Origin of the sequence: Streptomyces sp. NRRL B-24572 (assembly GCF_002156145.1) — a bacterium.
Taxonomy (GTDB): domain Bacteria; phylum Actinomycetota; class Actinomycetes; order Streptomycetales; family Streptomycetaceae; genus Streptomyces; species Streptomyces vietnamensis.
Map to the genome: position 1 here is coordinate 1 of NZ_MWIG01000094.1, position 25,215 is coordinate 25,215.

The 25,215-nt window shown below is 70.7% G+C and carries 29 protein-coding genes and 1 pseudogene; 14 read left to right on the forward strand and 16 right to left on the reverse strand.

What is annotated here, in order from left to right:
• A pseudogene (locus CCN56_RS06020) lies at positions 1 to 297 on the forward strand (FAD-dependent oxidoreductase); the annotation flags it as partial.
• Positions 294 to 950, forward strand: a complete 657-nt coding sequence (locus CCN56_RS06025) for a pyridoxal 5'-phosphate synthase (protein ID WP_086824311.1) — start codon at positions 294 to 296, stop codon at positions 948 to 950. The pseudogene CCN56_RS06020 and the gene CCN56_RS06025, both read left to right, overlap by 4 nt.
• Positions 951 to 1,055: 105 nt before the next feature.
• Here the strand turns inward: CCN56_RS06025 and CCN56_RS06030 are convergent, their stop codons facing one another.
• From CCN56_RS06030 to CCN56_RS06045, 4 genes are all read right to left on the reverse strand, one after another.
• Complete coding sequence (locus CCN56_RS06030) at positions 1,056 to 2,942, reverse strand: long-chain fatty acid--CoA ligase (protein ID WP_086824313.1); 1,887 nt, start codon at positions 2,940 to 2,942, stop codon at positions 1,056 to 1,058.
• Positions 2,943 to 3,050: 108 nt separating this feature from the next.
• Positions 3,051 to 3,689, reverse strand: a complete 639-nt coding sequence (locus CCN56_RS06035) for a TetR/AcrR family transcriptional regulator (RefSeq protein WP_086824360.1) — start codon at positions 3,687 to 3,689, stop codon at positions 3,051 to 3,053.
• A gap of 100 nt (positions 3,690 to 3,789) precedes the next feature.
• Positions 3,790 to 5,136 carry a dicarboxylate/amino acid:cation symporter gene (locus CCN56_RS06040; protein WP_086824315.1) on the reverse strand — a complete coding sequence of 449 codons (1,347 nt, stop codon included), beginning with the start codon at positions 5,134 to 5,136 and terminating at the stop codon, positions 3,790 to 3,792.
• 382 nt (positions 5,137 to 5,518) lie between these two features.
• Positions 5,519 to 5,785: a DUF4229 domain-containing protein gene (locus CCN56_RS06045; protein ID WP_030691732.1), complete on the reverse strand. Its 267-nt coding sequence runs from the start codon at positions 5,783 to 5,785 to the stop codon at positions 5,519 to 5,521.
• A 135-nt stretch (positions 5,786 to 5,920) separates the two neighbouring features.
• Here CCN56_RS06045 and CCN56_RS06050 point away from each other — a divergent pair, with 135 nt between their 5' ends.
• Entirely contained in the window at positions 5,921 to 6,454 is a 534-nt protein-coding gene (locus CCN56_RS06050; protein ID WP_086824317.1) for a GNAT family N-acetyltransferase, read from the forward strand.
• A gap of 55 nt (positions 6,455 to 6,509) precedes the next feature.
• On the opposite strand, the gene mqnE is transcribed toward CCN56_RS06050, so the two are convergent.
• Together mqnE and CCN56_RS06060 are read right to left on the reverse strand one after the other, a co-directional pair.
• Positions 6,510 to 7,673: an aminofutalosine synthase MqnE gene (mqnE, locus tag CCN56_RS06055; protein WP_086824319.1), complete on the reverse strand. Its 1,164-nt coding sequence runs from the start codon at positions 7,671 to 7,673 to the stop codon at positions 6,510 to 6,512.
• Positions 7,674 to 7,725: 52 nt separating this feature from the next.
• The gene (locus CCN56_RS06060; RefSeq protein WP_017241016.1) at positions 7,726 to 8,181 is read right to left on the reverse strand and encodes an Lrp/AsnC family transcriptional regulator; all 456 of its coding nucleotides are present in this window, start codon (positions 8,179 to 8,181) and stop codon (positions 7,726 to 7,728) included.
• Positions 8,182 to 8,307: 126 nt separating this feature from the next.
• Here CCN56_RS06060 and CCN56_RS44265 point away from each other — a divergent pair, with 126 nt between their 5' ends.
• Positions 8,308 to 8,430: a hypothetical protein gene (locus CCN56_RS44265; RefSeq protein ID WP_256961793.1), complete on the forward strand. Its 123-nt coding sequence runs from the start codon at positions 8,308 to 8,310 to the stop codon at positions 8,428 to 8,430.
• Here CCN56_RS44265 and CCN56_RS06065 read toward each other — a convergent pair.
• From CCN56_RS06065 to CCN56_RS06075, 3 genes are read right to left on the reverse strand one after another with little or no spacing between them, the layout of a single operon-like run.
• Complete coding sequence (locus CCN56_RS06065) at positions 8,427 to 9,104, reverse strand: UbiX family flavin prenyltransferase (protein WP_086824321.1); 678 nt, start codon at positions 9,102 to 9,104, stop codon at positions 8,427 to 8,429. The genes CCN56_RS44265 and CCN56_RS06065 overlap by 4 nt on opposite strands.
• A 30-nt stretch (positions 9,105 to 9,134) precedes the next feature.
• The gene (gene mqnP / locus CCN56_RS06070) at positions 9,135 to 10,037 is read right to left on the reverse strand and encodes a menaquinone biosynthesis prenyltransferase MqnP (RefSeq protein ID WP_179199706.1); all 903 of its coding nucleotides are present in this window, start codon (positions 10,035 to 10,037) and stop codon (positions 9,135 to 9,137) included.
• Entirely contained in the window at positions 10,034 to 11,491 is a 1,458-nt protein-coding gene (locus tag CCN56_RS06075; RefSeq protein WP_086824325.1) for a menaquinone biosynthesis decarboxylase, read from the reverse strand. Before CCN56_RS06075 ends, mqnP begins: the two co-directional genes overlap by 4 nt.
• A 90-nt stretch (positions 11,492 to 11,581) precedes the next feature.
• Between CCN56_RS06075 and CCN56_RS06080 the strand changes: the two genes are divergently transcribed.
• The gene (locus CCN56_RS06080) at positions 11,582 to 11,998 is read left to right on the forward strand and encodes a PLD nuclease N-terminal domain-containing protein (protein ID WP_086824327.1); all 417 of its coding nucleotides are present in this window, start codon (positions 11,582 to 11,584) and stop codon (positions 11,996 to 11,998) included.
• The gene (locus CCN56_RS06085; protein ID WP_086824330.1) at positions 11,998 to 12,882 is read left to right on the forward strand and encodes a LysR family transcriptional regulator; all 885 of its coding nucleotides are present in this window, start codon (positions 11,998 to 12,000) and stop codon (positions 12,880 to 12,882) included. Before CCN56_RS06080 ends, CCN56_RS06085 begins: the two co-directional genes overlap by 1 nt.
• Here the strand turns inward: CCN56_RS06085 and CCN56_RS06090 are convergent.
• Positions 12,785 to 13,708 carry a DMT family transporter gene (locus CCN56_RS06090; protein WP_086824333.1) on the reverse strand — a complete coding sequence of 308 codons (924 nt, stop codon included), beginning with the start codon at positions 13,706 to 13,708 and terminating at the stop codon, positions 12,785 to 12,787. The genes CCN56_RS06085 and CCN56_RS06090 overlap by 98 nt on opposite strands.
• A gap of 127 nt (positions 13,709 to 13,835) precedes the next feature.
• Between CCN56_RS06090 and CCN56_RS06095 the strand changes: the two genes are divergently transcribed.
• Both CCN56_RS06095 and CCN56_RS06100 read left to right on the forward strand, forming a co-directional pair.
• The gene (locus CCN56_RS06095; protein WP_086824335.1) at positions 13,836 to 14,459 is read left to right on the forward strand and encodes a flavodoxin family protein; all 624 of its coding nucleotides are present in this window, start codon (positions 13,836 to 13,838) and stop codon (positions 14,457 to 14,459) included.
• 164 nt (positions 14,460 to 14,623) lie between these two features.
• Complete coding sequence (locus CCN56_RS06100; RefSeq protein WP_086824337.1) at positions 14,624 to 15,382, forward strand: hypothetical protein; 759 nt, start codon at positions 14,624 to 14,626, stop codon at positions 15,380 to 15,382.
• Between the two features lie 13 nt (positions 15,383 to 15,395).
• Here CCN56_RS06100 and CCN56_RS06105 read toward each other — a convergent pair whose 3' ends face one another.
• The 3 genes from CCN56_RS06105 to CCN56_RS06115 are packed head-to-tail and all read right to left on the reverse strand — an operon-like array spanning position 15,396 to position 16,373.
• On the reverse strand, positions 15,396 to 15,809 hold the full coding sequence (locus CCN56_RS06105; RefSeq protein WP_256961791.1) for a hypothetical protein: 414 nt from the start codon (positions 15,807 to 15,809) through the stop codon (positions 15,396 to 15,398).
• Between the two features lie 10 nt (positions 15,810 to 15,819).
• On the reverse strand, positions 15,820 to 16,194 hold the full coding sequence (locus CCN56_RS06110) for a hypothetical protein (protein ID WP_086824339.1): 375 nt from the start codon (positions 16,192 to 16,194) through the stop codon (positions 15,820 to 15,822).
• Positions 16,191 to 16,373, reverse strand: a complete 183-nt coding sequence (locus tag CCN56_RS06115) for a hypothetical protein (RefSeq protein ID WP_086824341.1) — start codon at positions 16,371 to 16,373, stop codon at positions 16,191 to 16,193. Before CCN56_RS06115 ends, CCN56_RS06110 begins: the two co-directional genes overlap by 4 nt.
• A gap of 302 nt (positions 16,374 to 16,675) precedes the next feature.
• Here CCN56_RS06115 and CCN56_RS06120 point away from each other — a divergent pair, with 302 nt between their 5' ends.
• The 6 genes from CCN56_RS06120 (at position 16,676) to CCN56_RS06145 (ending at position 23,162) form a co-directional block, all read left to right on the forward strand.
• Positions 16,676 to 17,221, forward strand: coding sequence for a GntR family transcriptional regulator (locus CCN56_RS06120; protein ID WP_086824343.1), 546 nt, complete (start codon positions 16,676 to 16,678; stop codon positions 17,219 to 17,221).
• Positions 17,221 to 17,988: a GntR family transcriptional regulator gene (locus CCN56_RS06125; RefSeq protein WP_086824346.1), complete on the forward strand. Its 768-nt coding sequence runs from the start codon at positions 17,221 to 17,223 to the stop codon at positions 17,986 to 17,988. The genes CCN56_RS06120 and CCN56_RS06125 overlap by 1 nt, the downstream gene beginning before the upstream one ends.
• A 90-nt stretch (positions 17,989 to 18,078) precedes the next feature.
• Entirely contained in the window at positions 18,079 to 18,531 is a 453-nt protein-coding gene (locus tag CCN56_RS06130) for a nucleoside deaminase (RefSeq protein WP_086824348.1), read from the forward strand.
• Positions 18,521 to 19,432, forward strand: a complete 912-nt coding sequence (locus tag CCN56_RS06135; RefSeq protein ID WP_086824350.1) for an isopenicillin N synthase family oxygenase — start codon at positions 18,521 to 18,523, stop codon at positions 19,430 to 19,432. The genes CCN56_RS06130 and CCN56_RS06135 overlap by 11 nt, the downstream gene beginning before the upstream one ends.
• A 126-nt stretch (positions 19,433 to 19,558) precedes the next feature.
• Positions 19,559 to 21,622, forward strand: coding sequence for a hypothetical protein (locus CCN56_RS06140; RefSeq protein ID WP_086824352.1), 2,064 nt, complete (start codon positions 19,559 to 19,561; stop codon positions 21,620 to 21,622).
• A 4-nt stretch (positions 21,623 to 21,626) separates the two neighbouring features.
• Positions 21,627 to 23,162, forward strand: a complete 1,536-nt coding sequence (locus CCN56_RS06145; protein ID WP_086824354.1) for an ABC transporter substrate-binding protein — start codon at positions 21,627 to 21,629, stop codon at positions 23,160 to 23,162.
• 3 nt (positions 23,163 to 23,165) lie between these two features.
• Here CCN56_RS06145 and CCN56_RS06150 read toward each other — a convergent pair whose 3' ends face one another.
• The 3 genes from CCN56_RS06150 to CCN56_RS06160 form a co-directional block, all read right to left on the reverse strand.
• Positions 23,166 to 23,696 carry an SRPBCC domain-containing protein gene (locus CCN56_RS06150; protein WP_086824356.1) on the reverse strand — a complete coding sequence of 177 codons (531 nt, stop codon included), beginning with the start codon at positions 23,694 to 23,696 and terminating at the stop codon, positions 23,166 to 23,168.
• A gap of 37 nt (positions 23,697 to 23,733) precedes the next feature.
• Positions 23,734 to 24,816: a c-type cytochrome biogenesis protein CcsB gene (gene ccsB / locus CCN56_RS06155; protein WP_086824359.1), complete on the reverse strand. Its 1,083-nt coding sequence runs from the start codon at positions 24,814 to 24,816 to the stop codon at positions 23,734 to 23,736.
• On the reverse strand, positions 24,813 to 25,215 hold a 403-nt coding region (locus tag CCN56_RS06160; protein ID WP_143664438.1), incomplete at its 5' end, for a cytochrome c biogenesis protein ResB. The genes ccsB and CCN56_RS06160, both read right to left, overlap by 4 nt.

A 25,215-nucleotide genomic window follows, 5' to 3' on the forward strand; every position in this document is an offset into this window, starting at 1 on the left:
CTGGCGGGCGAGCTCGCCCGGGCGGGCGGCGACCACACCGTCGCCTTCGCCCGCTACGAGCAGCGGATGCGACCCGGCGTGGAGCGCAACCAGAAGATGGCCGAGCGCTTCGTCAAGGAGATGGTCGTCGACCGGAAGTGGAAGATCGCCCTGCGCATGCTCATGGTCCGGACGCTGCCGAAGACCCCCTGGAAGAACCTCATCGCGAAGAAGATCCGCGACGAGATCCAGGCCACGGCGAACGCCGTCCCGATCGAGGACTACGACACCACCGCACGCCCTACCGTGACCGCATGACCGACTTCCACCAAGCCCTCCACTCGCTCCGGGTCTGGGACACCGTCCTCCCCTCCTTCGACCCGGCGAGCGCCCCGCCCGAGCCGCTCCCCCTCTTCCACGACTGGTTCACGGCGGCGGTCGCGGCCGGCCAGACCGAGCCGCACACCCTCTCCCTGGCCACCGTGGACGAGGAAGGCCGCCCCGACGTCCGTACGGTGATGCTGCACGACGCCGACGCCCGCGGCTGGCACTTCGCCTCGCACGCCGGCAGTGCCAAGGGCCGCCAGCTCGCCGCCCGCCCCGAGGCCGCGCTCGGCTTCTACTGGCCGGTCCAGGGCCGCCAGGTCCGCGTCCGGGGCCACGTCACCACCGGCACCCCCGAGGAGGCGTACGAGGACCTCCACGCCCGCACCACCGGCGCCCTCGCCGCGGCGCTCGTGGGCCGGCAGAGCGAGGTCCTCGACTCCCCCGGGACCCTCGCCGAGGCGAGCGAGGCGGCCTGGCACCGGGCCGAGGCGGAACCGGACGCCCCCGCCCCCACCTGGACCCTGTACGTGGTCGAACCGGCCGAGGTCGAGTTCTTCCAGGGCGACGCCCGCCGCCGCCACGTCCGCCTCCGCTACCGCCGCACCGCCCCGGACGGCTGGACCCGCGAACTCCTCTGGCCGTAGAACTCCGGTACGCGCGACCGGGAACCGGCTGCGGGCCGCGACCACGCACCAGCCCGCGAACGGTGACGCCATCGGCCCCGCCCGCTGACGCGGAGGGGCGCGCCGCTACGGGCGGGCCCCCTCGGAGCCGTACATCTCCTCGATGTCGCGGGCGAAGTCCCGCAGCACCGCCCGCCGTTTGAGCTTCAGGGACGGCGTCAGATGGCCGGAGGCCTCCGAGAACTCGGTCGTCAGGACCCGGAAGGCCCGGATCGACTCGGCCCGCGAGACCAGCCGGTTGGCGTCGTCCACCCCCCGCTGGAGCGCGGCGAGCAGCTCCGGGTCCCGGGCCAGTTCCCAGAGCGCCAGATGGTCCTTGCGCCGCATCCGCCGCCAGTGCGTCAGGCCCTCGTGGTCCAGGGTGACCAGGGCCGTGACGTACGGGCGGTCGTCGCCGATCACCATGCACTGGGCGACCAGCGGGTGGGCGCGCAGCCAGTCCTCCAGCGGGGCGGGGACGACGTTCTTGCCCGACGTCGTGATGAGGATGTCCTTCTTGCGGCCGGTGATCCGCAGATAGCCGTCCTCGTCGAGCGAGCCCAGGTCGCCGGTGGGGAACCAGCCCTCGTCGGTGTACGGCAGGGCCGTCCCGCGCTGCGCGTCCCAGTAGCCGGCGAAGACGTGGCCGCCCCTGAGCCAGACCTCGCCATCGTCGGCGATGCGGACGGCCGTGCCGGGCAGCGGCCAGCCGACGGTCCCGGTGCGCGGCCGGCGCGGCGGGGTGACCGTGGCGGCGGCGGTGGTCTCCGTCAGGCCGTACCCCTCGAAGACCTCCACGCCGGCGCCCGCGAAGAACTCGGCGAGCCGGGCGCCGAGCGGGGAGCCGCCGCAGATCACGTACTTGACGCGGCCGCCGAGCGCGTCGCGGATCCGCCGGTAGACGAGCGTGTCGTACAGGGCCCGTGCGGCGCGCAGGGAGAGCGAGGGCGTGGCCGTCCGCCCGTACCGGCGGGCGACCTGCGCGGCCCGGTCGAAGACGGCGGCCTTCCCGCCGCGTTCGGCGGTGGCGCGGGCCCTGTTGAAGACCTTCTCCAGGACGTACGGGATGGCGAGGAGGAACGTGGGCCGGAAGGCGGCCAGGTCGGTGAGGAGTTCCTCGCCCTCGACGGAGGGCGCGTGCCCGACGCGGACGCGGGCGCGGACGCAGCCGACGGCGACCATCCGCCCGAAGACGTGGGAGAGCGGCAGGAAGAGGAGGGTGGCGGCGGGCTCCTTGCTCTCCGAGACGAAGACGGGGTGGAGGAGCCGGACCGCGTTGTCGACCTCGGCGAAGAAGTTGGCGTGGGTGAGGGCGCAGCCCTTGGGGCGGCCGGTGGTGCCGGAGGTGTAGATGAGGGTGGCGAGGGTCGCCGGGGTGAGCAGTCCCCGGCGGGCGGTGACCGCCTCGTCGGCGACCCGCGCGCCGGCCCTGCGGAGCTGGTCGACGGCGCCGGCGTCGAGGACCCAGAGGTGGGCGAGGCCGGGCAGCTGCCGCCGCTCGGCGGAGACCATGCGGGCCTGCTCGACGTCCTCGACGACACAGGCCGCGGCCCCGGAGTCCTGGAGGATCCAGCGGGTCTGGAAGGCGGAGGAGGTGGGGTAGACGGGGACGGTGACGAGCCCGGCGGCCCAGGCGGCGAAGTCGATCAGGGTCCACTCGTAGGTGGTGCGGGCCATGAGGGCGAGCCGGTCGCCGGGGCGCAGGCCGTGGGCGATGAGGCCCTTGGCGACGGAGTGCACCTCGGCGGCGAACCGGGCGGCGGTGACGTCGTGCCACGCCCCGTCCGCGTCCTTCCGGGAGAAGAGCACGGCCTCGGGATCCTGCCGGGCGTTGTCGTACGGCAGGTCGGCGAGCGAGCCGCGGGCCACCCGGGGAACGAGCGCGGGCACGGACACCTCCCGCACCCGCCCGTCGACGAGCACTTTCCGCGGTTCGACCGGCTCGGTCCCGGATGCGGCGGTGACGACGGACACGGGCGGCTCCTCGGTCTGCGCGATGAACTGAGGTCGTGCGTCGGTGCGTTGAGCCCTGCGGTGTCTCGACTGCCTTGACTAGCCGGTAACCTTACTGCGCGGTAAGGCTCAACGGGGAGACCAGCGCTCGCTTTTCATGAGGTTTCCGAGCCCGGCCCAGGCGAAGTTCATCAGCGTCGCGGCGGCTTCCCTGGCCGTCACCCCCGGGGTCTCGTCGGCCCAACCGGCCAGGGACTCGGCGGAACCGACCAGGGCCTGCGCGAGCGCCTCCACGTCCCGCGAGGTGATGTCGCCGCCCGCCTCCCCGGCCGCCTCCCCGATCAACCCGGCCACGAAGCCCACGATCTCGTCCCGCATCCGCGCGGCCTCACCGGCGAACGGCTCCCCGTGCGTCCGCGCCTGCCGGCTCAGCACCACCCACGAGTCCGGGTGCTCGGCGGCGTACGTGAAGAAGGCGAGCAGCCCCGCCCAGAGCCGCTCGTCGGGCGGCACCTCGGACCCTCCGACCCCGGCAGCCACGGCCCGGAGCAGGGCCCCCGCCTCCCGCCGTATGCAGGCGGTGAACAGCTCCTCCTTGGAGCCCAGATACAGATAGACCAGCGGCTTGGAGACCCCGGCGAGCTCGGCGATCTCGTCCATGGACGCCGTCTGGTACCCGTGCCGCGCGAAGCACCGCACGGCCGCGTCCAGCATCTGCCCCTCCCGCACGGCCCGCGGCAACCGCCGCGCCTTCGCCCCACCGGCCATGGCGCCCACCCCTGCTTCCAAGATCCACTGGATGCCCCGCGAAAGCGTACGCGCCCCCTGCCCGGACGGGGGCAGGGGGCGCGCGGGCTCGGTGCGGGGGTCAGGCGGCGGCCGTGACCGCGACCTTCTTGTCGGTCTCGCCGATCCCGGCCGGGTCGTCGACCGGGGAGGACGAGGCGTTCTCGTACGCGGTGAGGTCGAGGATCTTCTCGCGGGCGGAGACGATCACCGGGATCAGCGCCTGCCCTGCAACGTTCGTTGCCGTCCTCATCATGTCCAGGATCGGGTCGATCGCCATGAGGAGGCCGACGCCCTCCAGGGGGAGGCCCAGGGTGGAGAGGGTCAGGGTGAGCATGACCGTCGCGCCGGTGAGGCCGGCGGTGGCCGCCGAGCCGATGACCGAGACGAAGGCGATCAGGACGTAGTCGCCGATGCCGAGCTGCACGTCGAAGATCTGCGCGATGAAGATCGCGGCGAGCGCCGGGTAGATCGCGGCGCAGCCGTCCATCTTGGTGGTGGCGCCGAACGGGACGGCGAAGGAGGCGTACTCCTTCGGGACGCCGAGGCGCTCGGTGACCTTCTGGGTGACCGGCATGGTGCCGACCGAGGAGCGGGAGACGAAGGCCAGCTGGATGGCCGGCCAGGCGCCCTTGTAGAACTGGAGCGGGTTGACCTTGGCGACCGTGGCGAGCAGCAGCGGGTAGACGCCGAAGAGGACCAGGGCGCAGCCGACGTAGATGTCGGCGGTGAAGGTCGCGTACTTGCCGATCAGGTCCCAGCCGTAGTCGGCGATGGCGAAGCCGATGAGGCCGACGGTGCCGAGCGGGGCGAGGCGGATGACCCACCACAGGGCCTTCTGGAGGAGCTCGAGGGCCGACTCGGAGAGGGTGAGGATCGGCTTGGCGCGGTCGCCGAGCTGGAGGGCGGCGATGCCGGCGACGGCGGCCATGAAGACGATCTGGAGGACGTTCAGCTCGGTGAAGGGCGTGATGACGTCCGTCGGGATGATGCCGGTGAGGAAGTCGATCCAGGTGCCCTCGTGCTTCGGCAGCTTGCCGTCCTGCGGGGTGAGGCCGGTGCCGGCGCCCGGGTTGGTGATCAGACCGATCGCGAGGCCGATGCCGACCGCGATCAGCGAGGTGATCATGAACCAGAGCAGGGTGCGGGTGGCGAGCCGGGCGGCGTTGTTCACCTTCCGCAGGTTGGTGATCGAGACCAGGATCGCGAAGAAGACGAGCGGCGCGACGGCCAGCTTGAGCAGCTGGACGAAGATGTCGCCGATCTGGCCGAGGGTGTCCTTCAGCCAGGAGACGTCCTGGCTGCGGGCGATCCAGCCGAGCAGGGCACCGAGGGCCAGACCGGCGATGATCTGGGCCCAGAAGGGGACCTTGGGTATTCGGGACGAGGGCTTGGACTCGTTCTCGGTCGCGGTGGCGGACGCGGACACGGGCACACTCCACAGGTGCGTATCGGGGAATACGGGGACGGGGGTGCGGCACACGCGCGCTGGGCGCGGGCCGCTGCATGATGCCGGATCAGAAGGCGCGGCAACAGACCGCGGACATACAGCGGCAGAGATCGACGTGCAGGCGCGCCACGAGCGGGGTGCTCGGGGCATGGGAGAGGCGCTCTGCTGACTTCACGTCGAACACGTTAACACTTGAACTTTGAGAACCTCAAAGCCATTCTTTGAGGCCCGGAAAGCCCCGTATGCCTATGAAACGCAGAACACCCCAGGCCGGAGCCTTGGAAGGCTCTGCCCGGGGTGAGGCGTCTGTGAGGAAGCTTACGCAGCCCTTATACGGGATACGGCGCGCGGGGACGCGGCGCTACAGCGCGTCCTCCTGGGAGCGGTTCGCGTCCAGCCGGCCCTTGGCGCGCTCGACCTTCGCCACGACCTCGGCGCTCGCCTCGTCCCGCACCTTGCGCAGGAGGACGAAGCTCAGCGGGGCGGAGACGACGATGGAGAGGACGAGGACCCAGAGCAGGTTCGAGTCGCCCAGACCGCGCGGCAGCGCGCCGACGTAGACGAGACCCCACAGGGCGAGGAAGCACCCGGCGAAGATCCCGAGCCGCATCAGCGTGTAGCGGAGCATGTCAGTCCACTCTTCCGTTCCGAAAGATCCCAAAGTTCCCATGAGGGACGAGCGCCATCCAGTGAAGCACGCGACGGAGGCCGACCCGGGACCGGCCCTCTTGAGCGCGGTAGAGGTAATAGATAACCTAACCTCATGACCCTTACCTTCGAGGTGGATCCGGCAGTCGACCCGGCCCTGCGCGACGGCGTGCTCTCCCTCTGGGCCGACGTCTCCAACGCGGGCGGCTCCGTCGGCTTCGTACCCCCCGTGACCCCCGACGCGATACGCCCCGCCCTGCTCAAGCACCTCGTCGGGATGGCCGAGGGCGGTACGCGCCTCCTCGTCGGCCGCGACGAGGACGGCCGGGTCGCCGCCACCGCGTTCTTCACCTTCAACGCCCACCGGCTGATGACCCACTGGGTGTGGCTCTACACCGTGATGGTCCACCCCCGGCACCAGGGCAAGGGGTACGGCCGCGACCTCATGGCGGCGGTCGAGCACACCGCCCGCACCGCCGAGGGCTTCGAGGCGATCGAGGCGATCCGGCTGACCTGCCGCGGCGGCACGGGCCTCGAAGGCTTCTACGCCAAGTCCGGCTACAAGGAGGTCGGCCGCGTCCCCGACGCGATCCGGGTCGCCCCCGGCGACGACCGCGACGACGTCATCATGCTGCTGCCGCTGACGTGAGACGCGGAAAGGGCCGGTGGGTGACCCCACCGGCCCTTTCCGTCCGTCACGTACGTCAGAACCGCATCGCCTGCGGCGACTCGCGCCGCTCCGCGTCCGGGCCCGGGTACTCGCGGATGATCTCGTACCGCGTGTTCCGCTCGACCGGCCGGAAGCCCGCGTCGCGGATCAGTTCGAGCAGGTCCTCGCGGCCCAGCTTGTTCGGCGTGCCGTAGTTGTCGGCGTCGTGCGTGATCTTGTACTCGACGACCGAGCCGTCCATGTCGTCGGCGCCGTGCTGGAGCGCCAGCTGCGCCGTCTGGACGCCGTGCATGACCCAGAAGACCTTGACGTGCGGCACGTTGTCGAAGAGCAGCCGGGAGACCGCGAAGGTCTTCAGGGCCTCGGCGCCGGTCGCCATCGTGGTGCGCGCCTGGAGCTTGTTGCGGACCTTGCCGTCCTGCATGTCGACGAAGTCGTGCTGGTAGCGCAGCGGGATGAAGACCTGGAAGCCGCCGGTCTCGTCCTGGAGCTCACGGAGCCGCAGCACGTGGTCCACGCGGTGGCGCGGCTCCTCGATGTGCCCGTAGAGCATCGTGCACGGGGTCTTCAGACCCTTCTCGTGCGCGAGGCGGTGGATCCGGGACCAGTCCTCCCAGTGGGTCTTGTGGTCCACGATGTGCTGGCGGACCTCCCAGTCGAAGATCTCGGCGCCGCCGCCGGTCAGCGACTCGAGGCCGGCCTCGATGAGCTCGTCGAGGATCTCGGAGGCGGAGAGGCCGGAGATGGTCTCGAAGTGGTGGATCTCCGTCGCCGTGAACGCCTTGAGGGAGACGTTCGGCAGGGCCTTCTTGAGCTCGGAGAGGGAGCGCGGGTAGTAGCGCCAGGGCAGGTTGGGGTGGAGCCCGTTGACGATGTGGAGCTCGGTGAGGTTCTCGTTCTCCATCGCCTTCGCGAGGCGCACGGCCTCCTCGATGCGCATGGTGTACGCGTCCTTCTCGCCCGGCTTGCGCTGGAAGGAGCAGTAGGCGCAGGAGGCGGTGCAGACGTTGGTCATGTTCAGATGCCGGTTGACATTGAAGTGGACCACGTCGCCGTTCTTGCGGGTCCGGACCTCGTGGGCCAGACCGCCGAGCCAGGCGAGGTCGTCGGACTCGTACAGGGCGATGCCGTCCTCACGGCTCAGCCGCTCACCGTCCCGGACCTTCTGCTCAAGTTCGCGCTTGAGTCCCGCGTCCATGTACGGCCGCCTCCCTTTATTTCTCCGAAATCAAGCTCTGCCCACCGTACTCTCAGCCCTCCTCGGGCAGCTCCCCGACCCGGTTCTCCCACTTGGTGGAGAGCACGATCGTGGTACGCGTCCGGGAGACGCCCTTGGTGCCGGAGAGCCGGCGGATCGTCTTCTCCAGGCCGTCGACGTCGTTCGCGCGCACCTTGAGCATGAAGGAGTCGTCGCCGGCGATGAACCAGCAGTCCTCGATCTCGGCGAGGTCCTTGAGGCGGCGGGCCACGTCTTCGTGGTCGGCGGCGTCGGAGAGGGAGATGCCGATGAGGGCGGTGACGCCGAGGCCGAGCGAGGCGGCGTCGACGGTGGCGCGGTAGCCGGTGATGACCCCGGCGGCCTCGAGTCGGTTGATGCGGTCGGTGACGGAGGGGCCGGAGAGCCCGACGAGCCGGCCGAGCTCGGCGTACGAGGCGCGGCCGTTCTCGCGCAGAGCCTGGATGAGCTGCCTGTCCACGGCGTCCATAGGTATGAAGCCTTCCATTGTCCAGCGATACCGCAAGTTTAGGTATAGAATCTAAGGTACACAGGGCGCGACACCCTGTGAATCGTTCATTCAGATCAAAGACGATCTTCAGGAGTGGTGTTCACCGTGTACACGATCGAGATGGCCTACGCACGCATGCGCGAGCTGCAGGACCTGGCCAACCGCTCGCGTGCCCACCAGCCGTCCGCCTCGAAGCGCGCCGCGAAGAAGCACGCCAAGAAGCGCTAATCAGACGAGAGGGCTCCACCGAGCTCTCCCTCCCACCGGCGGTACAGCTGGTGCGGCACTCCCGCCGCGTCCAGCACCCGCCCGGCGACGAAGTCCACCAGATCCTGGATGTGCGTCGCCCCCGCGTAGAACGCCGGAGAGGCGGGCAGCACCACGGCGCCCGCCTCGTCCAGCGCCACCATGTGCTTGAGCGTCTGCCCGTTCAGCGGGGTCTCCCGCACGCAGACCACCAGCGGACGCCGCTCCTTCAGCGTCACGCTCGCGACCCGCTGCAGCAGGTCCTTCGAGAGCCCGAGTGCCACTCCCGCCACCGCCGCGGTCGAGGCCGGCACCACCAGCATCCCCTTCGCCGGGTACGAACCGGAGGACGGCCCCGCGGCCAGGTCCCCGGCCGCCCAGTACCGCACGTCCCCCGGGTCCGCCGGATCCACGGCGAACGCGTCCGGCTTCCCGTCCGCACCCCGCGCCAGCCAGGCCGCCAGGTCCTCGCGCCAGTGCGCGTCCCGGAAGGCGATCCCCGTCTCGTCGAGCAGCGTGAGCCGCGAGGCCCGCGACACGACGAGGTCGACGCTCTCCCCCGCGGCGAGCAGCCCCCTGAGCACGGCGGCGGCGTACGGCGTACCCGACGCCCCGGAAACCCCCACGATCCAGGGGGTGCGCTTGCCGTCGTTCATGCCGTCGAGCCTATCCGCCATCGGCCGGGCCTACGGGGTGAGCCCGCGGACCAGCAGATCGAGCAGCGCGCACACGAACAGGCTGATGCCGATGAACCCGTTCGTCGTGAAGAACGCCCGGTTCAGCCGGGACAGGTCGTGCGGCTTCACGATCGTGTGCTCGTAGCAGAAGGCGACGACCACGATCACCAGACCGACCCAGAAGAAGAGACCCGCGTCGGTGGCGAGGGCGTACCAGACGAGCAGCCCGGTGGTGACGACCGCGGACACACGAGCGCCCCACAGCGCGGCGGGCACGCCGAAGCGGGCAGGCACCGACATGACGCCGTGCGCCCGGTCCGCCTGCACGTCCTGGCAGGCGAAGATCAGGTCGAAGCCGCCGATCCAGACGCCGACCGCGAGGCCCAGGATGACCGCGTCCCAGGACCACTCCCCGGTCACGGCGAGCCAGGCGCCGATCGGCCCGATGGACTGGGCGAGACCGAGGATCGCGTGCGGGAAGTTCGTGAACCTCTTCCCGTACGGATAGACGACCATCGGGATGACGGCGAGCGGCGCGAGCGCCAGACAGAGCGGGTTGAGCAGCGCCGCCGCGCCCAGGAACACGACGACGGCGATCCCGGCCCCGGTCCACGCGGACCGCACGGACACCGCACCGGTCACCAGCTCGCGCCCGGCCGTCCGCGGATTACGCGCGTCGATCTCGCGGTCGATGATCCGGTTGCAGGCCATGGCGAAGGTCCGCAGGCCCACCATGCAGACGGTGACGAGGAAGAGCGTCCACCAGTGGATGTTCCGGTCGAGCTGGAACATCGCGGTGAGGGAGGCGATGTAGGCGAAGGGCAGCGCGAAGACCGAGTGCTCGATCATCACGAGCCGCAGGAACGCCTTGGTGCGCCCGGGCTGGGCGCCGGGCACGGCCGCGGTGGTCACAGCCCGTACTCCTTCCAGCGGCGGTCCACCAGGGCCGCCGTCGCCGGGTCGGACTCCACCATGTCCGGCCAGCCGCCGTCCCGGGTGTAGCCCTCCTCGGGCAGCTTCTTGGTGGCGTCGATACCGGCCTTGCCGCCCCAGAACTGCTGGTAGGAGGCGTGGTCGAGATGATCCACCGGCCCCTCGACCACGGTCAGGTCACGGGCGTAGTCCGTGTTCCCGAGCGCCCGCCAGGACACCTCGTGCAGATCGTGCACGTCGCAGTCCTTGTCGACCACGATGATCAGCTTGGTCAGCGACATCATGTGCGCGCCCCAGATGGCGTGCATGACCTTCTGCGCGTGCTTCGGGTACTTCTTGTCGATCGAGACGATCGCGCAGTTGTGGAAGCCGCCCGACTCCGGCAGGTGGTAGTCGACGATGTCCGGCACGATGATCTTGAGGAGCGGCAGGAAGAAACGCTCCGTGGCCCGCCCGAGCGGTCCGTCCTCCGTCGGCGGCCGGCCGACGACGATCGACTGGAGCAGCGGACGCTTCCGCATCGTGATGCAGTCGATCTTCAGGGCGGGGAAGGGCTCCTGCGGGGTGTAGAAGCCGGTGTGGTCGCCGAAGGGCCCCTCGGGCAGCATCTCGCCGGGCTCCAGCCAGCCCTCGACGACGACCTCGGCGTGGGCCGGGACCTGGAGCGGGACGGTCTTGCAGTCGACCATCTCGATCCGCTTGCCCTGCACGAAGCCGGCGAAGAGGTACTCGTCGATGTCGCCGGGCAGCGGGGCGGTGGAGGCGTACGTGACGGCCGGCGGGCAGCCGAAGGCGATGGCGACCGGAAGCCGCTCGCCGCGCTCGGCGGCGACGGCGTAGTGGTTGCGGCTGTCCTTGTGGATCTGCCAGTGCATGCCGATGGTGCGCTTGTCGTGCCGCTGGAGCCGGTAGAGCCCCAGGTTCCGCACACCGGTCTCGGGGTGCTTGGTGTGGGTGAGCCCGAGGTTGAAGAAGGAGCCGCCGTCCTTGGGCCAGGTGAACAGCGCGGGAAGGAGATCGAGGTCGACGTCGTCCCCGGTGAGCACGACCTCCTGCACGGGAGCCGCGTCGGACTTCACCTTCTTCGGCGGCACGTGGACCATCGAGCCCAGCTTGCCGAAGGCCTCGCGGACCCCGACGAAGCCGTGCGGGAGCTCCGGCTTGAGGAGCCCGCCGATCTTCTCGCTGATCTCGCCGTACGACTTGAGGCCGAGGGCCTTGAGGAGGCGCCGGTCGGTCCCGAAGACGTTCATGGCGAGCGGCATCGAGGCCCCCTTGACGTTCTCGAAGAGAAGCGCCGGACCCCCCGCCTTGTTCACCCGGTCGACGATCTCCCCGACCTCCAGGTACGGGTCGACTTCGGCCTTGATGCGCTTGAGGTCGCCTTCGCGCTCCAGGGCCCTGAGCAGCGAGCGCAGATCGTCGTAAGCCATAAGGGCCAGTATCGGTCACGGGCTAGTCTTGGCTCGTCACCGGGGCCGCTGAAACGCGCCCCCGCCACCGCTTCCAGGGGGCCGCACCACATGCTCAGGGCACTGATGTACATCCTGCCGCTGGCGCTGACGATCTATGCCTTCATCGACTGCCTGAACACCCCCGAGGACGAGGTCAAGCACCTGCCGAAGGTGGTCTGGGTCATCATCATCCTGCTGTTCTGGATCGTGGGCCCGATCGTGTGGTTCGCCGCCGGCAAGCTGCGCCACGCGCCCGCCGGAGGCCGTACGCCCTCCGAGTGGCACCGGAACCACCGGCACGAGTGGGTCGCCCCGGACGACAACCCGGAGTTCCTGAAGTCCCTCCGCGAGGAGGCTGCATCTTCTAAAGACGTGAAGGACGAGAACCTCCTCAAGGACTGGGAGGCGGACCTGCGCCGCCGCGAGGAGGAACTGAAGCGGCGCGAGCAGGGCAAGTCCGGTGAGGACACGGGGGCCGAGGGCTGATGGAGCTACGGCTCCTGGCCACCTTCGAGAAGGTGGCCGACGTCCTCTCCTTCACCCGGGCGGCGGCGGAGCTGGGCTACGCCCAGTCGAGCGTCACGGCCCAGATCAGATCCCTCGAATCCTCCCTCGGGGTGGAACTCTTCGAACGCCTCGGCAGCCGCATCCGCCTGACGGAGGCGGGCGAGCGGCTCCTCCCGTACGCCCATCGGATGACGGACCTCGCGGAGGAGGCCCGTACGGCGGTGGCGGCGACGGCGGAACCCTCGGGCGCGATCGCGATCGGCACGATGGAGTCCCTGACCTCGTACCGGCTGCCGCCGCTCCTGGAGTACTTCCACCACCGCTACCCCAAGGTCCGCCTGACCCTGCGCCCCACCCTGGGCGACGAGACCCGCCAGGCCCTGCGGCAGGGCACGTACGACGTCGGCTTCCTGATGGAGCCGGAGACGGAGCACGAGGGCCTGGAGTCGGAGGTCCTGGCGCCGGAACCGCTGGTGCTCGTGGCCGGCCCGGACCATCCCCTCGTCGGCCGTACGGCCCTGACGAGCGCGGACCTGGCGGAGGCGCAGCTGGTGGGCACCGAGCCGGGCTGCCCGTACCGCGACCTGTTCGAGGCGGAGCTGCGGGAGTGGGCGCCGCCGTTCATGGAGTTCGGCACGATCGAGGCGACGAAGCGGGGGGTGGCGGCGGGCCTGGGGGTGGCGCTGCTGCCGAGGGTGACGGTCGAGGAGGAACTGGCGTCGGGGACCCTGGTCGAGTTGGCGTGGAAGGCCCCGTTCACGCTCTTCACGCAGCTCGCGTGGCGGCGGGGGAAGCGGCTTCCGGCGCACGTGCGGCTGTTCGTGGAGCAGGCGCGACGCCTTGTGTCCGAGCAGCGAGGGTGACCTTGAGGCTGGCGAGCACGATCAGCGGGACGCCGAGCGCCTGGACGAGCCCGATGTGATGCCCGTACACCGCCCAGTCGACGCCCATGGCGACGGCGGGGTAGGTGAAGGCGAGCACGGCGATCTTGGCGGTGGGCAGCTTGGCGTAGGCGGCGTACATGAGCACGTACATGAGCCCGGTGTGGATGAACCCGAGCCCGACGAGCCAGCCCCAGCCGCCCCCGCCGACACCTCCGAAGTCGACGAAGGGCAGCAGCAGCGGCATCCCCACCAGCACCTGGACGAGGGCGATGAGATGGGGCCGTACGCCGGTGATGCGCTTGGTGACGAAGGTGGCGAGGGCGTAGAGGACGGCGGCGGCGAGGGCGAACCCGAGCCCGGCGAGGGAGGCGGTGTCACCGGGCCGGACGCCGGACACGAGAACGAGCCCGACGAAGGCGAGGGCGAGCCACCCCAGCTTGCCGCCGGAGATCCGCTCCCTCATGAAGACGGCCCCGAGGAGCACGAGGAAGAACGGCTGGGTGTGGTAGACGACGGTGGCGAGGGAGATCGAGGTGGCGGCGTACGCCTCGAAGAGGAAAACCCAGTTGAAGACGATGAACACCCCGCCGAGCGCGGCGAGCCCCAGCTTCTTCGCGGTGAACCCGTGCCCGGTGAAGAACCCCCGCACGAGGCTGTAGACCCCGAGCGCGAGGGCCCCGAAGAGGCACCGGAAGAACACCACCTCGAAGGGCGATGCCCCGGACTCGACGACGAAGACGCCGAGGGTGCCGGAGAGCACCATGGCGAGGGTCAGTTCAAGGGTTCCCTTGGTCTCGTTTCTCATGCCGACGACGCTACGAAGGAGGCCGGGGGCGGGTCCACGGGCCAGTGGGGCGTCCTGCCGATGGGGGCGATCGGCGCGGCCGATGGGGACTGGAATACGGCCGGGGAAGGCGAAGTTGACACCGGTCATGACCTCCGAAGCCGCACGTGAAACGAACCGCTCGTTCCTCTTCGTCCTCGGCAGCTCCCGCGCCGACGGCAACTCCGAGATCCTGGCCCGCGCGGCCGCCGCGCACCTGCCCTCGGACATCCCGCAGCGCTGGGTGGACCTGAACCGGCTGGCGCTGCCGGACTTCCAGGACGGGCGGCACGAGGACGCCGGCCGGCAGCCCGGCGAGGTGGAGGAACTCCTGCGCCAGGCGACGATCGACGCCACTGACATCGTCATCGTCTCGCCCTTGTACTGGTACGCCCTCTCCGCGCAGACCAAGCGCTACCTCGACTACTGGTCGGGCTGGCTGAACGTGCCGGGCTCGGACTTCAAGGAGCGCATGGCGGGCGGCACTCTGTGGGGCGTGACGGCCCTGGCGCACGAGGAGCACGAGGTCGCGGACGGCCTGGTGACGAGCCTGAACCACTCGGCGGCCTACCTGGGGATGCACTTCGGCGGCGTACTGACCGGGACGGGCTCCCGCCCGGGCCGGGTACGGGCCGACGAGCAGGCGATGGCCCGCGCGAAGACCTTCTTCCAGGGCGAGACCCCCCTCGCCCGCTTCCCCTACGAGGACGAGGCAGCGGCCGCCGTCGCGTAGCGGCTGGGCGAGGGCTCCTGTGGCGCGCGTCGAAGGAGTGACATGAGATGACGGAGGAAAAATACGCCTCGGCTCGGCATGTCGCCTGGTGACAGTGTCGATCGAAGGGGGGAGGAACCAAGGAGCACCACGCCGTCGACGCCGTCTCGATCGGAGCACCTTGGGTGAACAGCAGCCTCCAGGACCTCGTGATCAACCTGTCTTCCGCTGCTATCGCTTTCACGGCCGGCTGGTCATTCGACAAGGCGCGCAATCTGTGGCGATTCCGCAACATCCGAGGCTTCTGGAAACGGTTCGCCACCGAGGACCTCAAGGTCGTGACCTCGATCTTCATCAATGAGGAGCACTACATCTGGGAGCGGTCGGGGCTCGTCGGCGTGGGAGACGTGCTGGCGCTGAACGAACTTCGGCAACAACTGAAGCAGGCAGGGGTCGATCAACTTCCGCTGACGCCGAGCCACCAGCTCACCGGGCTCGAACGTCAAGGCAACCTGATCCTGGTCGGCGGGCCGCACTCCAACCAAGTGACCGCCGAGGTCATACAGCGACTGCCGGTGACCTTCGCCTTCGGGCCCGGCGATGCGCACGACGCGAACATCTACGACTCCGTGACTAGTGACGTCATGCGGTGCGTCATGGACGCCAGGGATCAGCTCGTCGTCGACCAGGGAATCCTCATTCGGGCGACCAACCCCTTCAACCACGAGCGAAGCGTCGTCATCCTGGCCGGCAGTTTCGGTTTCGGCACGAGCGCCGCAGCGCTGCTCCTCGCCCGCTCGGACATCCTCTCCCACGCAATCGTCGCTCAGGGGCATCCGTTCGAAGCCGTCTTCTCCGTAGAGGTGGCCGGGGGCGCACCTCAGCACATCGAGTTGAAGAAACTGCGGCGGCTGGACAGCACGATGGTGCGGGTGGGTCCCTGAACCAGGGCTGACCTCATGATGCGGTCGTGGTGCCCTGGTGCTCGTGGCCGGTTTCGAAGTGGCGGTCCAGATAGGCCTCCTCGTCGAGGGAACTGTCGCGCAGGAGGGAGAAGACCTCGTCCCCGTCGTCCGGCCGCCCTTCGGTGGCCAGGCGGTAGCACTGGGCCAACTCCAGGTAGCGATGGCCGTTTTCCCTCGCATAGGTACGCGCCTCGCCCTCCGCCCTGGCGATGGCCTGGTCCATCGAGACGGCCTGCCACAGCGTCAGGCGCTCCTCGTAGGGCGCGCCCTCCCAGGCGTCCCACCGGAACACGCAGCGCACCGCGTACCAGGACTTCTCGTCCGCCACGTCTGCGGCTTCCATGGTGATCTCCTTGAACGACACACCGCGCTGGGCGTGGTCGACGGGTGCCCAGGACCTGGACAACCGCCGATCCTCACCGCCGAGAGCCGCCTCCGCAATCGAATACCTGCTGTTCAGGTGGCGCCGGACGGCACGGGCACCCGCACACGAGGTAGCGGACCCCCGGTACGCCGCTGTCGCGGGGTGCGTGGTCGCGGCAGTGATCGTGACGGCCGACGATGCAGCGCGGCGACCGGTACTCCGGCTCGGGCGCGGTCGTGAGGGCACCGGTCAGCAGGGACACGGTCACCGCGTCGGCGATCTCCGGCGTCACCCACCAGCCGTCGCCCGCGCGGTCGCGGTGCGAGCCTTCGTGGCCCACGGCGAGCACGCAGACCGAGCCGCCCCACACCGGGCGTACGATCTCCGCGACGGCGTACACGGAGCGCCGCGCCCCGCAGCGGCTCATCGGGCGCTCCCGACGGCGTGGATGTTGCGGTGGGCGATGTACACCCCGGCGGTCGCCGGCCAGAGCGTCCGGCGGCGCTTGCGCTGCGCGGTCCGTGTGGGCGGCAGGACCAGCGTCAGCGGCCAGAGGAGGACCGGGATCCATGCCCGGCTCAAGGCCCGCAGGAAAGGGTTCCGCATGTCGTCAGCTCCCTTGCGAAGGAGTGTCCACGTTCACCGGCTTCACTGTTCGGGCTCTTCACAGGCGTCGAACCACCGGTCGAGAAACTTCTGCCATCCGGCCTCCGCACGAGCGTGGAGCTCCGGGCTCAAACCCGTCGGCGGTACGGGAACACCGTGCTGCGATTCGTCAGCATCCGTGGCTTCCATGAGACCGCACCTTAAGCGCAAGCAACCATAAGGCGCAAGCACTTAAGGTGCCCCCTGGTCCGACAGGACCAACGAAGTAGGGTCGCTGACAACAGCGAGCTGGAGGTAGGAACATGTCGGGCGATGCGTGGATCAGCGAGACCGCGCCGTACCTGGCCCCGCGCGAGCCCGGCCAGAGCGACGCATGGACCGACGAGGCCGCTCACCGTGGGCGCCGTGGCGGCCAGCGGCTTCTCCAGGCAGGCGAAGTGGACGCCCCCGACGCGGTCCGCACCGCACTGCGGTTGTCCTCCGCCGAGCGCGTGATCGTCAGGCGCAGGCTGATCCTGCTCGACGACCAGCCCGTAGAGCTGGCCGACTCCTACTACCCCGTACCCATCGCCGGAGGCACGCCCCTGGCGGAACCGCGCAAGGTGCCCGGCGGCGCCGTCACCCTGCTCAAGGAACTCGGATACTCCGGCGCCGAGGTCGTGGAGGACGTAAGTGCCGCCCTCGCCACCGCAGAGGAGCGCGAGCACCTGGGCCTGCCCGAGGGCAGCGCCGTCCTCCACCTGCTGCGCCTGACGCGGACCGCCGACGGAACACCGATGGAGGCATCCTTGATGACCATGCCGGCCGGCAGACACCTCACGTACCGGCTCGGGAAGCAGGGCGTGTGATGGCGAAGGAGTTCAAGGACCCGAGATCACCGCACCAGAAGATCGCGGCGGAGCTCCGGCGGCAGATCACCCGCGGAGACCTTCCTCCGGGAAGCAAGCTGGGCTCGACGGCCGAGCTGATGGAGCAGCACGGCGGCGTGGCCAACACGACCGTCCAGAAGGCCCTCCAGATGCTGAAGGCCGAGGGACTCCTCGAAGGGCTCCCGGGCAAGGGCGTGTACGTGCGGCAGCACGCCCAGCAGTCCGTCGAACCGATCGCCTACATGACGCCGGCCGGGCCGGGCGAGCCCCACCCATGGATGACCGAGGCCGCGAAACGGCAGCAGGTCGGCAGGACCCGACTCCTCGACGTCGAGGTCGTCGTCCCGCCGAAGGAAGTGGCCGAGGCCCTGCGCCTGGAGGACGGCGAACAGGCCGTACTGCGCAAGCAGATCCTGTTCCTCGACGAGGAGCCGACAGAGCTCACCCGGTCGTACTATCCGCTGAGCCTGGTCGAGGGCACGGCCATGCTGGAGAAGAAGCGCATTCGAGGCGGCACCCCGGCACTGCTCGACGCGATGGGTTTTCCCCCGCGTGAGTTCGTGGACGAGCTGTCGTCCGAGATCCCGACCGAGGAGGAGGTCGTGGCGCTGGAGCTTCCGAAGGACATGCCCGTTCTCTTCGCTTTCCGGGTGGTCTATTCCGATGACCGGCGTCCGATCGAAGTAACGCTGATGACCAAGGCGGCACACCGTTACCGGATGCGCTACAGGCTTCCCGTGACGTAGCGCTCCGGAACGCGCCGTCAGAGGCCCCCTCGACGGAGGAGCAGCCTTCTGGAGCGTGATGCCGTCGCCCCACCGGGGAAAGCTCCCCGCATGGACCAGGAACAAGACCGCCGGTGGCTCCGCACCGCCCTCGACGAGGCCCGCGCCGGGCTCGCCGAGGGCGGGATCCCCGTCGGCGCCGCCCTCTACGGCGCCGACGGCACCCTGCTCGGGCGCGGGCACAACCGGCGCGTGCAGGACGGGGACCCGTCCACGCACGCCGAGACCGCCGCCTTCCGGGCCGCCGGCCGGCAGCGCTCGTACCGGGGGACGACGATGGTCACGACGCTCTCGCCCTGCTGGTACTGCTCCGGGCTCGTCCGGCAGTTCGGGATCTCGCGGGTGGTCGTCGGGGAGGCGGAGACCTTCCACGGCGGGCACGACTGGCTCGCCGAGCACGGCGTCGAGGTCGTCGTGCTCGACGATCCCGAGTGCGTCGGGCTCATGCGCAGCTTCATCGAGAAGAACCCGGCCCTGTGGAACGAGGACATCGGTGACGAGTGAAGCCGACCTGCCCGTCATCGACCTGACCCGCGACCCCGCACCCCAACTCCCCGCCGTCGACCGCGCCCTGCGCGAAGCCGGGTTCCTGCTCGTCACCGGGCACGGGGTGGGCCCCGGGCTGCGGGCCGCCATCCGTGAGACCGCCCGCACCTTCTTCCACCTCCCGGCCGCCGTCAAGGAGTCGTACTCCGTGCGCGTCGGCGGGCGCGGGTGGCTCGGGCCCGGGGCCGAGGCCAACGGGTACGCGGAGGGCACGGCGACCCCGCCCGACCTGAAGGAGTCGCTGTCCTTCGCGGCGGAGGAGCCGATCGGGGACCCGGTCGTGGACGCCGAGTGGTTCCTGCCGAACACCTGGCCCGCCGAGGTCCCCGAGCTGAAGCCGCTCCTCGACACGTACCTGGCGCAGATGAAGGAGCTGTCGGACCGGGTCCTCGACGTCCTCGGCGTCGCGCTCGGCGAGGAGCGGGACTTCTTCACCCGGCACACCGGGCACCCCACCTTCGGCTTCAACGTCAACTGGTACCCGGGACGGGAGCGCACCGGCGAGCCCGAGCCGGGGCAGTTCCGGATCGGGCCGCACACGGACTTCGGCACGGTGACCGTGCTCGACCGGGAGGCGGGGAAGGGCGGGCTCCAGGTGTTCACCGAGGCCGGCGGGTGGCAGGACGCCCCGTACGACCCGGCCGCGTTCACCGTCAACATCGGGGACCTGATGGCGGGTTGGACCGGCGGACGGTGGCGGTCCGGTCGCCATCGCGTGCTGCCGCCGCCGGCCGACGCGCCCGCCGAGGAGCTGATGTCGCTCGTCTACTTCTACGAGTGCACGCCCGGGACGACCATCAACGGCATCGAGTCGCATGCGTATCTGCGGGGGCAGCTCGACGCCATCCGAGCGGACTGACAAGACGGACCGACAAGGCGGACCGACAAGACCCGGAAACGGTCCGAGAACGGAGTCGAAAAGACCGCCGCTTTCCCAACACACCGTCGATATCCTTGAGTTGACTGTGACGGGGGTGGCAGGGGATTGGACAGAGAGCTGTACGGCCGCGAGGCGGCCCTCGACGACGGCGGGCTCGTCGCCCGGCTCGTCGGACTCACCCGGCAGGGGGCCGCGCGCGTCGCGTACGAGCACGGGGACGACCCGCCGGTGACGGTGTTCACCGGCGGGCGCGGCATGGGGAAGACCGCCCTGCTCAAGGAGGTCCGCAACCGCTACAAGGGCCACACCCCGCTCGCCCTCCTCGACTGCGCGCACGTCGAGCCGCCCGCCGACCACGGCCCCGGCTGGACCCCGGTCACCGGCGCCCTGTCCGAGCTGGCCGTGCAGCTGTCGCCCAGGGTGTTCGGCGCCCGGCCCGTGCGGTTCCCCCGGCTCTCGCTCGGTCTGGTCGCGGTCGCCTCGCTCGCCTGGTCCCAGGAGGACGACGAGCGGGCCCGGCGCGACCTCCAGCGGCTCGGGCCGCTCCTCGCGACCGTCGACGCGACCCGGGGCGCCGCCGGCAACTGGGTCGGCAAGGTCCTCACCAAGCTCGCCGCCACCTTCGCCGACGCCGCCGCCCCGCTCGCCGGACTGCTCGCCGAGGCGACCGTGGAGACCGTCCTCGAAGAGGTCTTCGGCCGTCTCCAGCGCTCCTCCGAGAGCTGGTACGGCAGTTACCGCAACGCCGGCGGGCGCGGCAAGGCCGGGCTCCAGCAGCTCGCCGTCGACTTCGAGCACGACGGCCGGCGGCGCCGCGAGGCCGAGGACTTCCTCGTCGGCGCCCTCACCGAGGACCTGCTCCACGCCTACACCGGGTTCCAGCGCGGCAGCCGCATCGGCAGGCCCCTGCTCCTCCTCGACAACGCCCACGAGCCGCTCGGCCGGCAGCTCGTCGAGCCGATCCTGCGCGCCCGCGCCGCCGAGGGCCGCCGCGACAAGGTCGTCGTCCTCGCCACCTCCCGGGTCCGCGACCACGAGGGCCTGCGCCAGGCCACCCGCACCAAGCTGCCGGAGACCAAGCACCGGGCGCCCTGCCCGCGCCGGACGAGCGTCGGCTCCGGCATCCTCGCCGTCGAGCTGACCCCGCTCTCCGCCGCCCAGACCCAGTCCGCCTTCGACCACCACGACCCGGCGGGCCGCACCCCCGCCGAACTCGCCCGCGCCGTCCACCGGCTGACCGGCGGCCGGCCCCTCGGCGTGGCCCTCCTCGGCCGGGCCGCCGGCGAGGCCCCCGCCGAGCTGCGGGCCGGCCTCACTCCGGGCCGGCTCCTCGACCTGACCGTGGAGCTGCGCGAGGACGCCCCGCCGGTGCCCGTCGCCCCCACGCTCCTCGCCGAACTCCTGCCGGTGCGCCGGCCGGGGCCGTACGCCGTGCTGGCCGCGACCCACGACGAGGAGTCCGCCCGGATGCTCGCCCACGCCCGGCTCCAGGCGGAGTCCCTGGACGGGGACGTGGCGCTGCGGGTCCGCGACCAGTTACGGGCCGAGGACTGGGGCGAGGGACCCGGCCACTTCGTCGCCGACCCGCTGCTGCGCGCGCTGCTGCTGTACCGGCTGCGCTTCGAGGACGGCGACCACCCCCGGTACGCCGCCTGGCACGCCGTCCACGAGACGCTGTACCGGTACTACGGTCCCGGCCCCAACCCGTACCGCCTCCACCACGGCCTGGCCCTCGGCCGCACCGAGGAGGCCGTCACGCACCTGCGGGAGACCTTCCCCGAGCAGGACGTCCTCGGCTGGCTGGGCAGGCTCCGGTTCATCGCCGCCGCCCCCTACCCCCGCGAGCGCGGCCGTCCCGGCCCCGATCCGCGCCGCGCGGTCGCCCTCGGCCAGGAGCCGCCCGACGCCCTCCCCGACGGCCTCGACCCCGACACCACCGCACTCCACCTGTCCGTACGGCGGCTGCTGCACGCCGTGTGGCTGCTCACCGATCCGCTCGCACTGCCCGACGACGAGGTCGCCGACCGGCTCGCGCACGAGCTGCGCCGGCTCTCCGGCCGCCATCTGACGGGCAGCGGTTCGCTCTGGGACGCGGCAGGCCACTGGCCGCGCGACATCCGTGCCTGGCAGGAGCTCTCGCTGCCGCCGGGCCGTGAGAACGGAGTCTGACGCCATGCCCCACATCATCAGCCGGTACGTCCGCACCCCCCGCCGGCAGCTCGTCGCCGCGCTCGTCACGGCCGCCCTCGTCCTCGGTCTCGGCTGGTACGGCTTCACCCGGCTCACCCAGCCGGAAAACCGTTCCTGCGCCCCGGGCGTGGCCCGCCCCGCCGGCAGCGACGAGTGCATCGGCGTCAACGGCACCGGCCACGACTTCGGCTTCGCCGACCTCAAGGACGTCGCCGAGGCCATCCGCGCCGAGAACGCCACGCTCAAGGACGACGAGTACGTCACCGTCGCCGTCCTCCTCCCCCTGTCCTCCACCGACGCCGGCATGCGGATCAAGGTCCTGCACGAGGTGCAGGGCGCGTACGCCTACCAGCGCCGGGCCAACCAGGAGTCCAACGGACGACGGCCCACCATCCGTCTCGTCCTCGCCAACACCGGCCAGGGCAACGCCCACTGGCGCACCACCGTCGACCAGCTCGTCGCCCTGGCCGACGGCCCCGAGCGGCTGCGGGCCGTCTCCGGCATCGCCACCTCCTCCACCGAGATGCGCGAGGCCGTCACCGCCCTCACCCGCGCCCAGGTCGCCGTCGTCGGCACCACCATCACCGCCGACGACATCGCCAACGGCCCCGGCCGCAAGCCCTTCCCCGGCCTCGCCCGCGTCTCCCCCACCAACAGCGACGAGGCCGACGCGCTCGCGCACTTCGGCCGGGTCGACGCCGCCAAGGCGCTCCTCGTGCAGGACACCCGCAGCGGCGACCACTACGTCGACACCCTGAAGGCCGCCTTCGCCGCGTCCCTCAAGAACGCGCCCCTGGAGCCGCAGGAGTTCACCTCCGCCCCCGACTCCACCCAGGAGGGCACGACGGCGAACACCTTCACCAACATCACCCATCTGATCTGCGACACCCGCGCCGAGACCGTCTTCTTCGCCGGCCGCCACACCCAGCTGCGCCAGTTCATCAACGCGCTCGGCGACCGCGGCTGCGTCGACCGCGCCTTCACGATCCTGACCGGCGACGAGGGCTCGTACCTGGGAGCGGACAAGAAGCTCGACCGGAAGGCCCTCCAGCACAAGCTGACCGTGCGGTACGCGGCGCTCGCCCACCCCGACGCGTGGAAACCGGCGCCGGGGCGGACGCTCCCCCGGACGGGCGGCTCCGCGCAGGCGTACGCGGACTTCGTGACGGACATCGCCAAGGCCGCCCCGAAGGACAGGCCGGTGGCACTCGCGGACGGCCAGGCGATCATCGCGTACGACGCGATGGCGACGGCGGTCCACGCGATCCGGCAGGCAACCCCGGACGGCTCGGCGTACCCGTCGAAGGAGGACGTGGGCACACAGTGGCCGCAGGTCAAGGGCTCCCTGCGGGTAGAGGGCGCGAGCGGCTGGATCTGCCTGGACAACTACGGAAACCCGTACAACAAGGCGATCCCGATCGTGGAACTGGCCCAGGACGGCACGCAGCGCTTCGTCCAGATGGCCTGGCCGAAGGGCCGCCCCCCGACGGACACGTGCCTCCCGCCGAAGCGGGGGTGAGCCTTACGGCTCCCACTTGGGCCAGGCGGCCTCGTCGCGCTCGTACAGGGAACGCAGGTGCCGCCAGCGCTCGGGCGACCAGTCCCGCCAGTCCGTGGGGTGACCGGAAAGCGCGTCGCGCAGCCGCTCGAAGTGCTCGTGCCACCCGGCCAGGCAGTCGAGCCGGTACTCCCGCGTCCCGTGGAACTCGTTCGTGAAACGCAGCACGGTCGACCCTCCGCCGTCGGACCCCGGTTCCAGGTGGAACCGGATCCGCCCGTGCGTGGGGCCGACCGTGTACTCGGCCACGACGTCGGGGTCCCAGGCGGTCACGTGCCCGGAGACCTCGGTGTCGCTGTTGAGCCAGCGGAGGATGACCTTCCCGCCGAGCCGCGGCTCCAGCGGGTCCGCCTCGCAGAGCCAGCCCGGCAGGCCTTCGGGCGAGGCGACGGCCGCCCAGACCATCGGCACCGGCTGCGGAAGGTCCACGACGAAGTGCAGCAGGTGCCGGTCGCCGTCGTGGGTCTCGCTCCTGCCCCGGGGGATCTCGCTCATACCTCCAGCGTCACCCCGGGACAGGCCCGGTGCCAGCTCAGACGCCCGCGTACGAGTGCTTGCTGCTCACGAAGATGTTGACGCCGTAGTAGTTGAAGAGGAAGCAACCGAAGGCGATGAGCGCGATGTACGCGGCCTTCCGGCCCTTCCAGCCGGCCGTCGCGCGCGCGTGCAGGTACGCCGCGTAACCGACCCAGGTGATGAAGGACCAGACCTCCTTGGCGTCCCAGCCCCAGTAGCGGCCCCACGCGTCGCCGGCCCAGATCGCGCCGGCGATGATCGTGAAGGTCCAGAGCGGGAAGACGGCCGCGTTGACCCGGTAGGCGAACTTGTCGAGCGAGGCCGCGGCGGGCAGCCGCTCCAGGACGGAGCGGGTGAAGGAGCCCGGGTTGCCGCCGGTCGCGAGCTTGTTCTCGTACGAGTCGCGGAAGAGGTACAGCAGGGTCGCGACGGCGCCGAGGTAGAAGACCGCGCCGCAGAAGATCGCGGTGGAGACGTGGATCCACAGCCAGTACGAGTCGAGCGCCGGGACCAGCTGGTCGCTGGGGGTCTTCAGCCAGGTGACGGCCATGCCCAGGTCGAGCAGGACGGTCGTGACCAGGGGGAGGCCGATCCAGCGGACGTTCTTCTTCGCGAGGAGGAAGCCGAGGTACGCGCCGACCGCCACCGTGGAGAAGGTGGTGGAGAACTCGTACATGTTGCCCCAGGGGGCCCGCTGCACGGAGAGCGCCCGGCTGACCACGCCCGCCGCCTCGATGAGGAAGGCGAGGACGGTGAGCGAGACGGCGATGCGGCCGTACAGGTCGCCCTTGACCGTGCCGCCGGCCGCGCCGGGACCGTCCGGCACGTCACGGGTGCCGGCCGCGGAGCGCGTGACGACCTTCGGCTTGTCGAGGACGGCGGTGCCGCCGGCCTGCTTGACCTGGACGGTCACGGCGGCCGGGGCGGCCTCGGCCTGCTGCGTGAGGGCGGCGGCGGTGCGGCCGACCTTGCTGCGGCTGCCGAACACCCACTCGGCGATGTGGGCGAAGAAGGCCAGGGTGTAGACAGCCATCGAGGAGTAGACGAGCAGGTCGCTCATCTGCGCCAGGCTCTCGTTGGTCGTGGCGGCGAGGATCACTTGTCGGCCTCTCCAGAAGGGGCAGGGTCTTCTGCGGGTTCTTCCGCGGGTTCCGGTACTGAGGCCGTGGGCGGGGCCTCCGCCGTGAGCGCGACCGCGAGGTCGCCCAGCTCCTCCGGCAGCTTGGCGGACTCGCTCCGGCCGAGCCCGGCCATCTCGACGACGGTGACGCCGTCCTCACCGCGCACGGCCCGGACCCAGACCCGGCGCCGCTGGATGAACAGCGAACCGGTCAGGCCCGCGATCGCGGCGATCGCGCCGGTGAGGGCGAGGCCGTTGCCGGGCTGCTGCGAGATCTGGAAGCTCGCCCACTCCTTGATGTCCTTCTCGAAGGTGATCGAGCCGGCACCGTCGGGCAGCGTCATGGTCTGGCCGGGCACGAGGCGGTTGGCCTTGCCG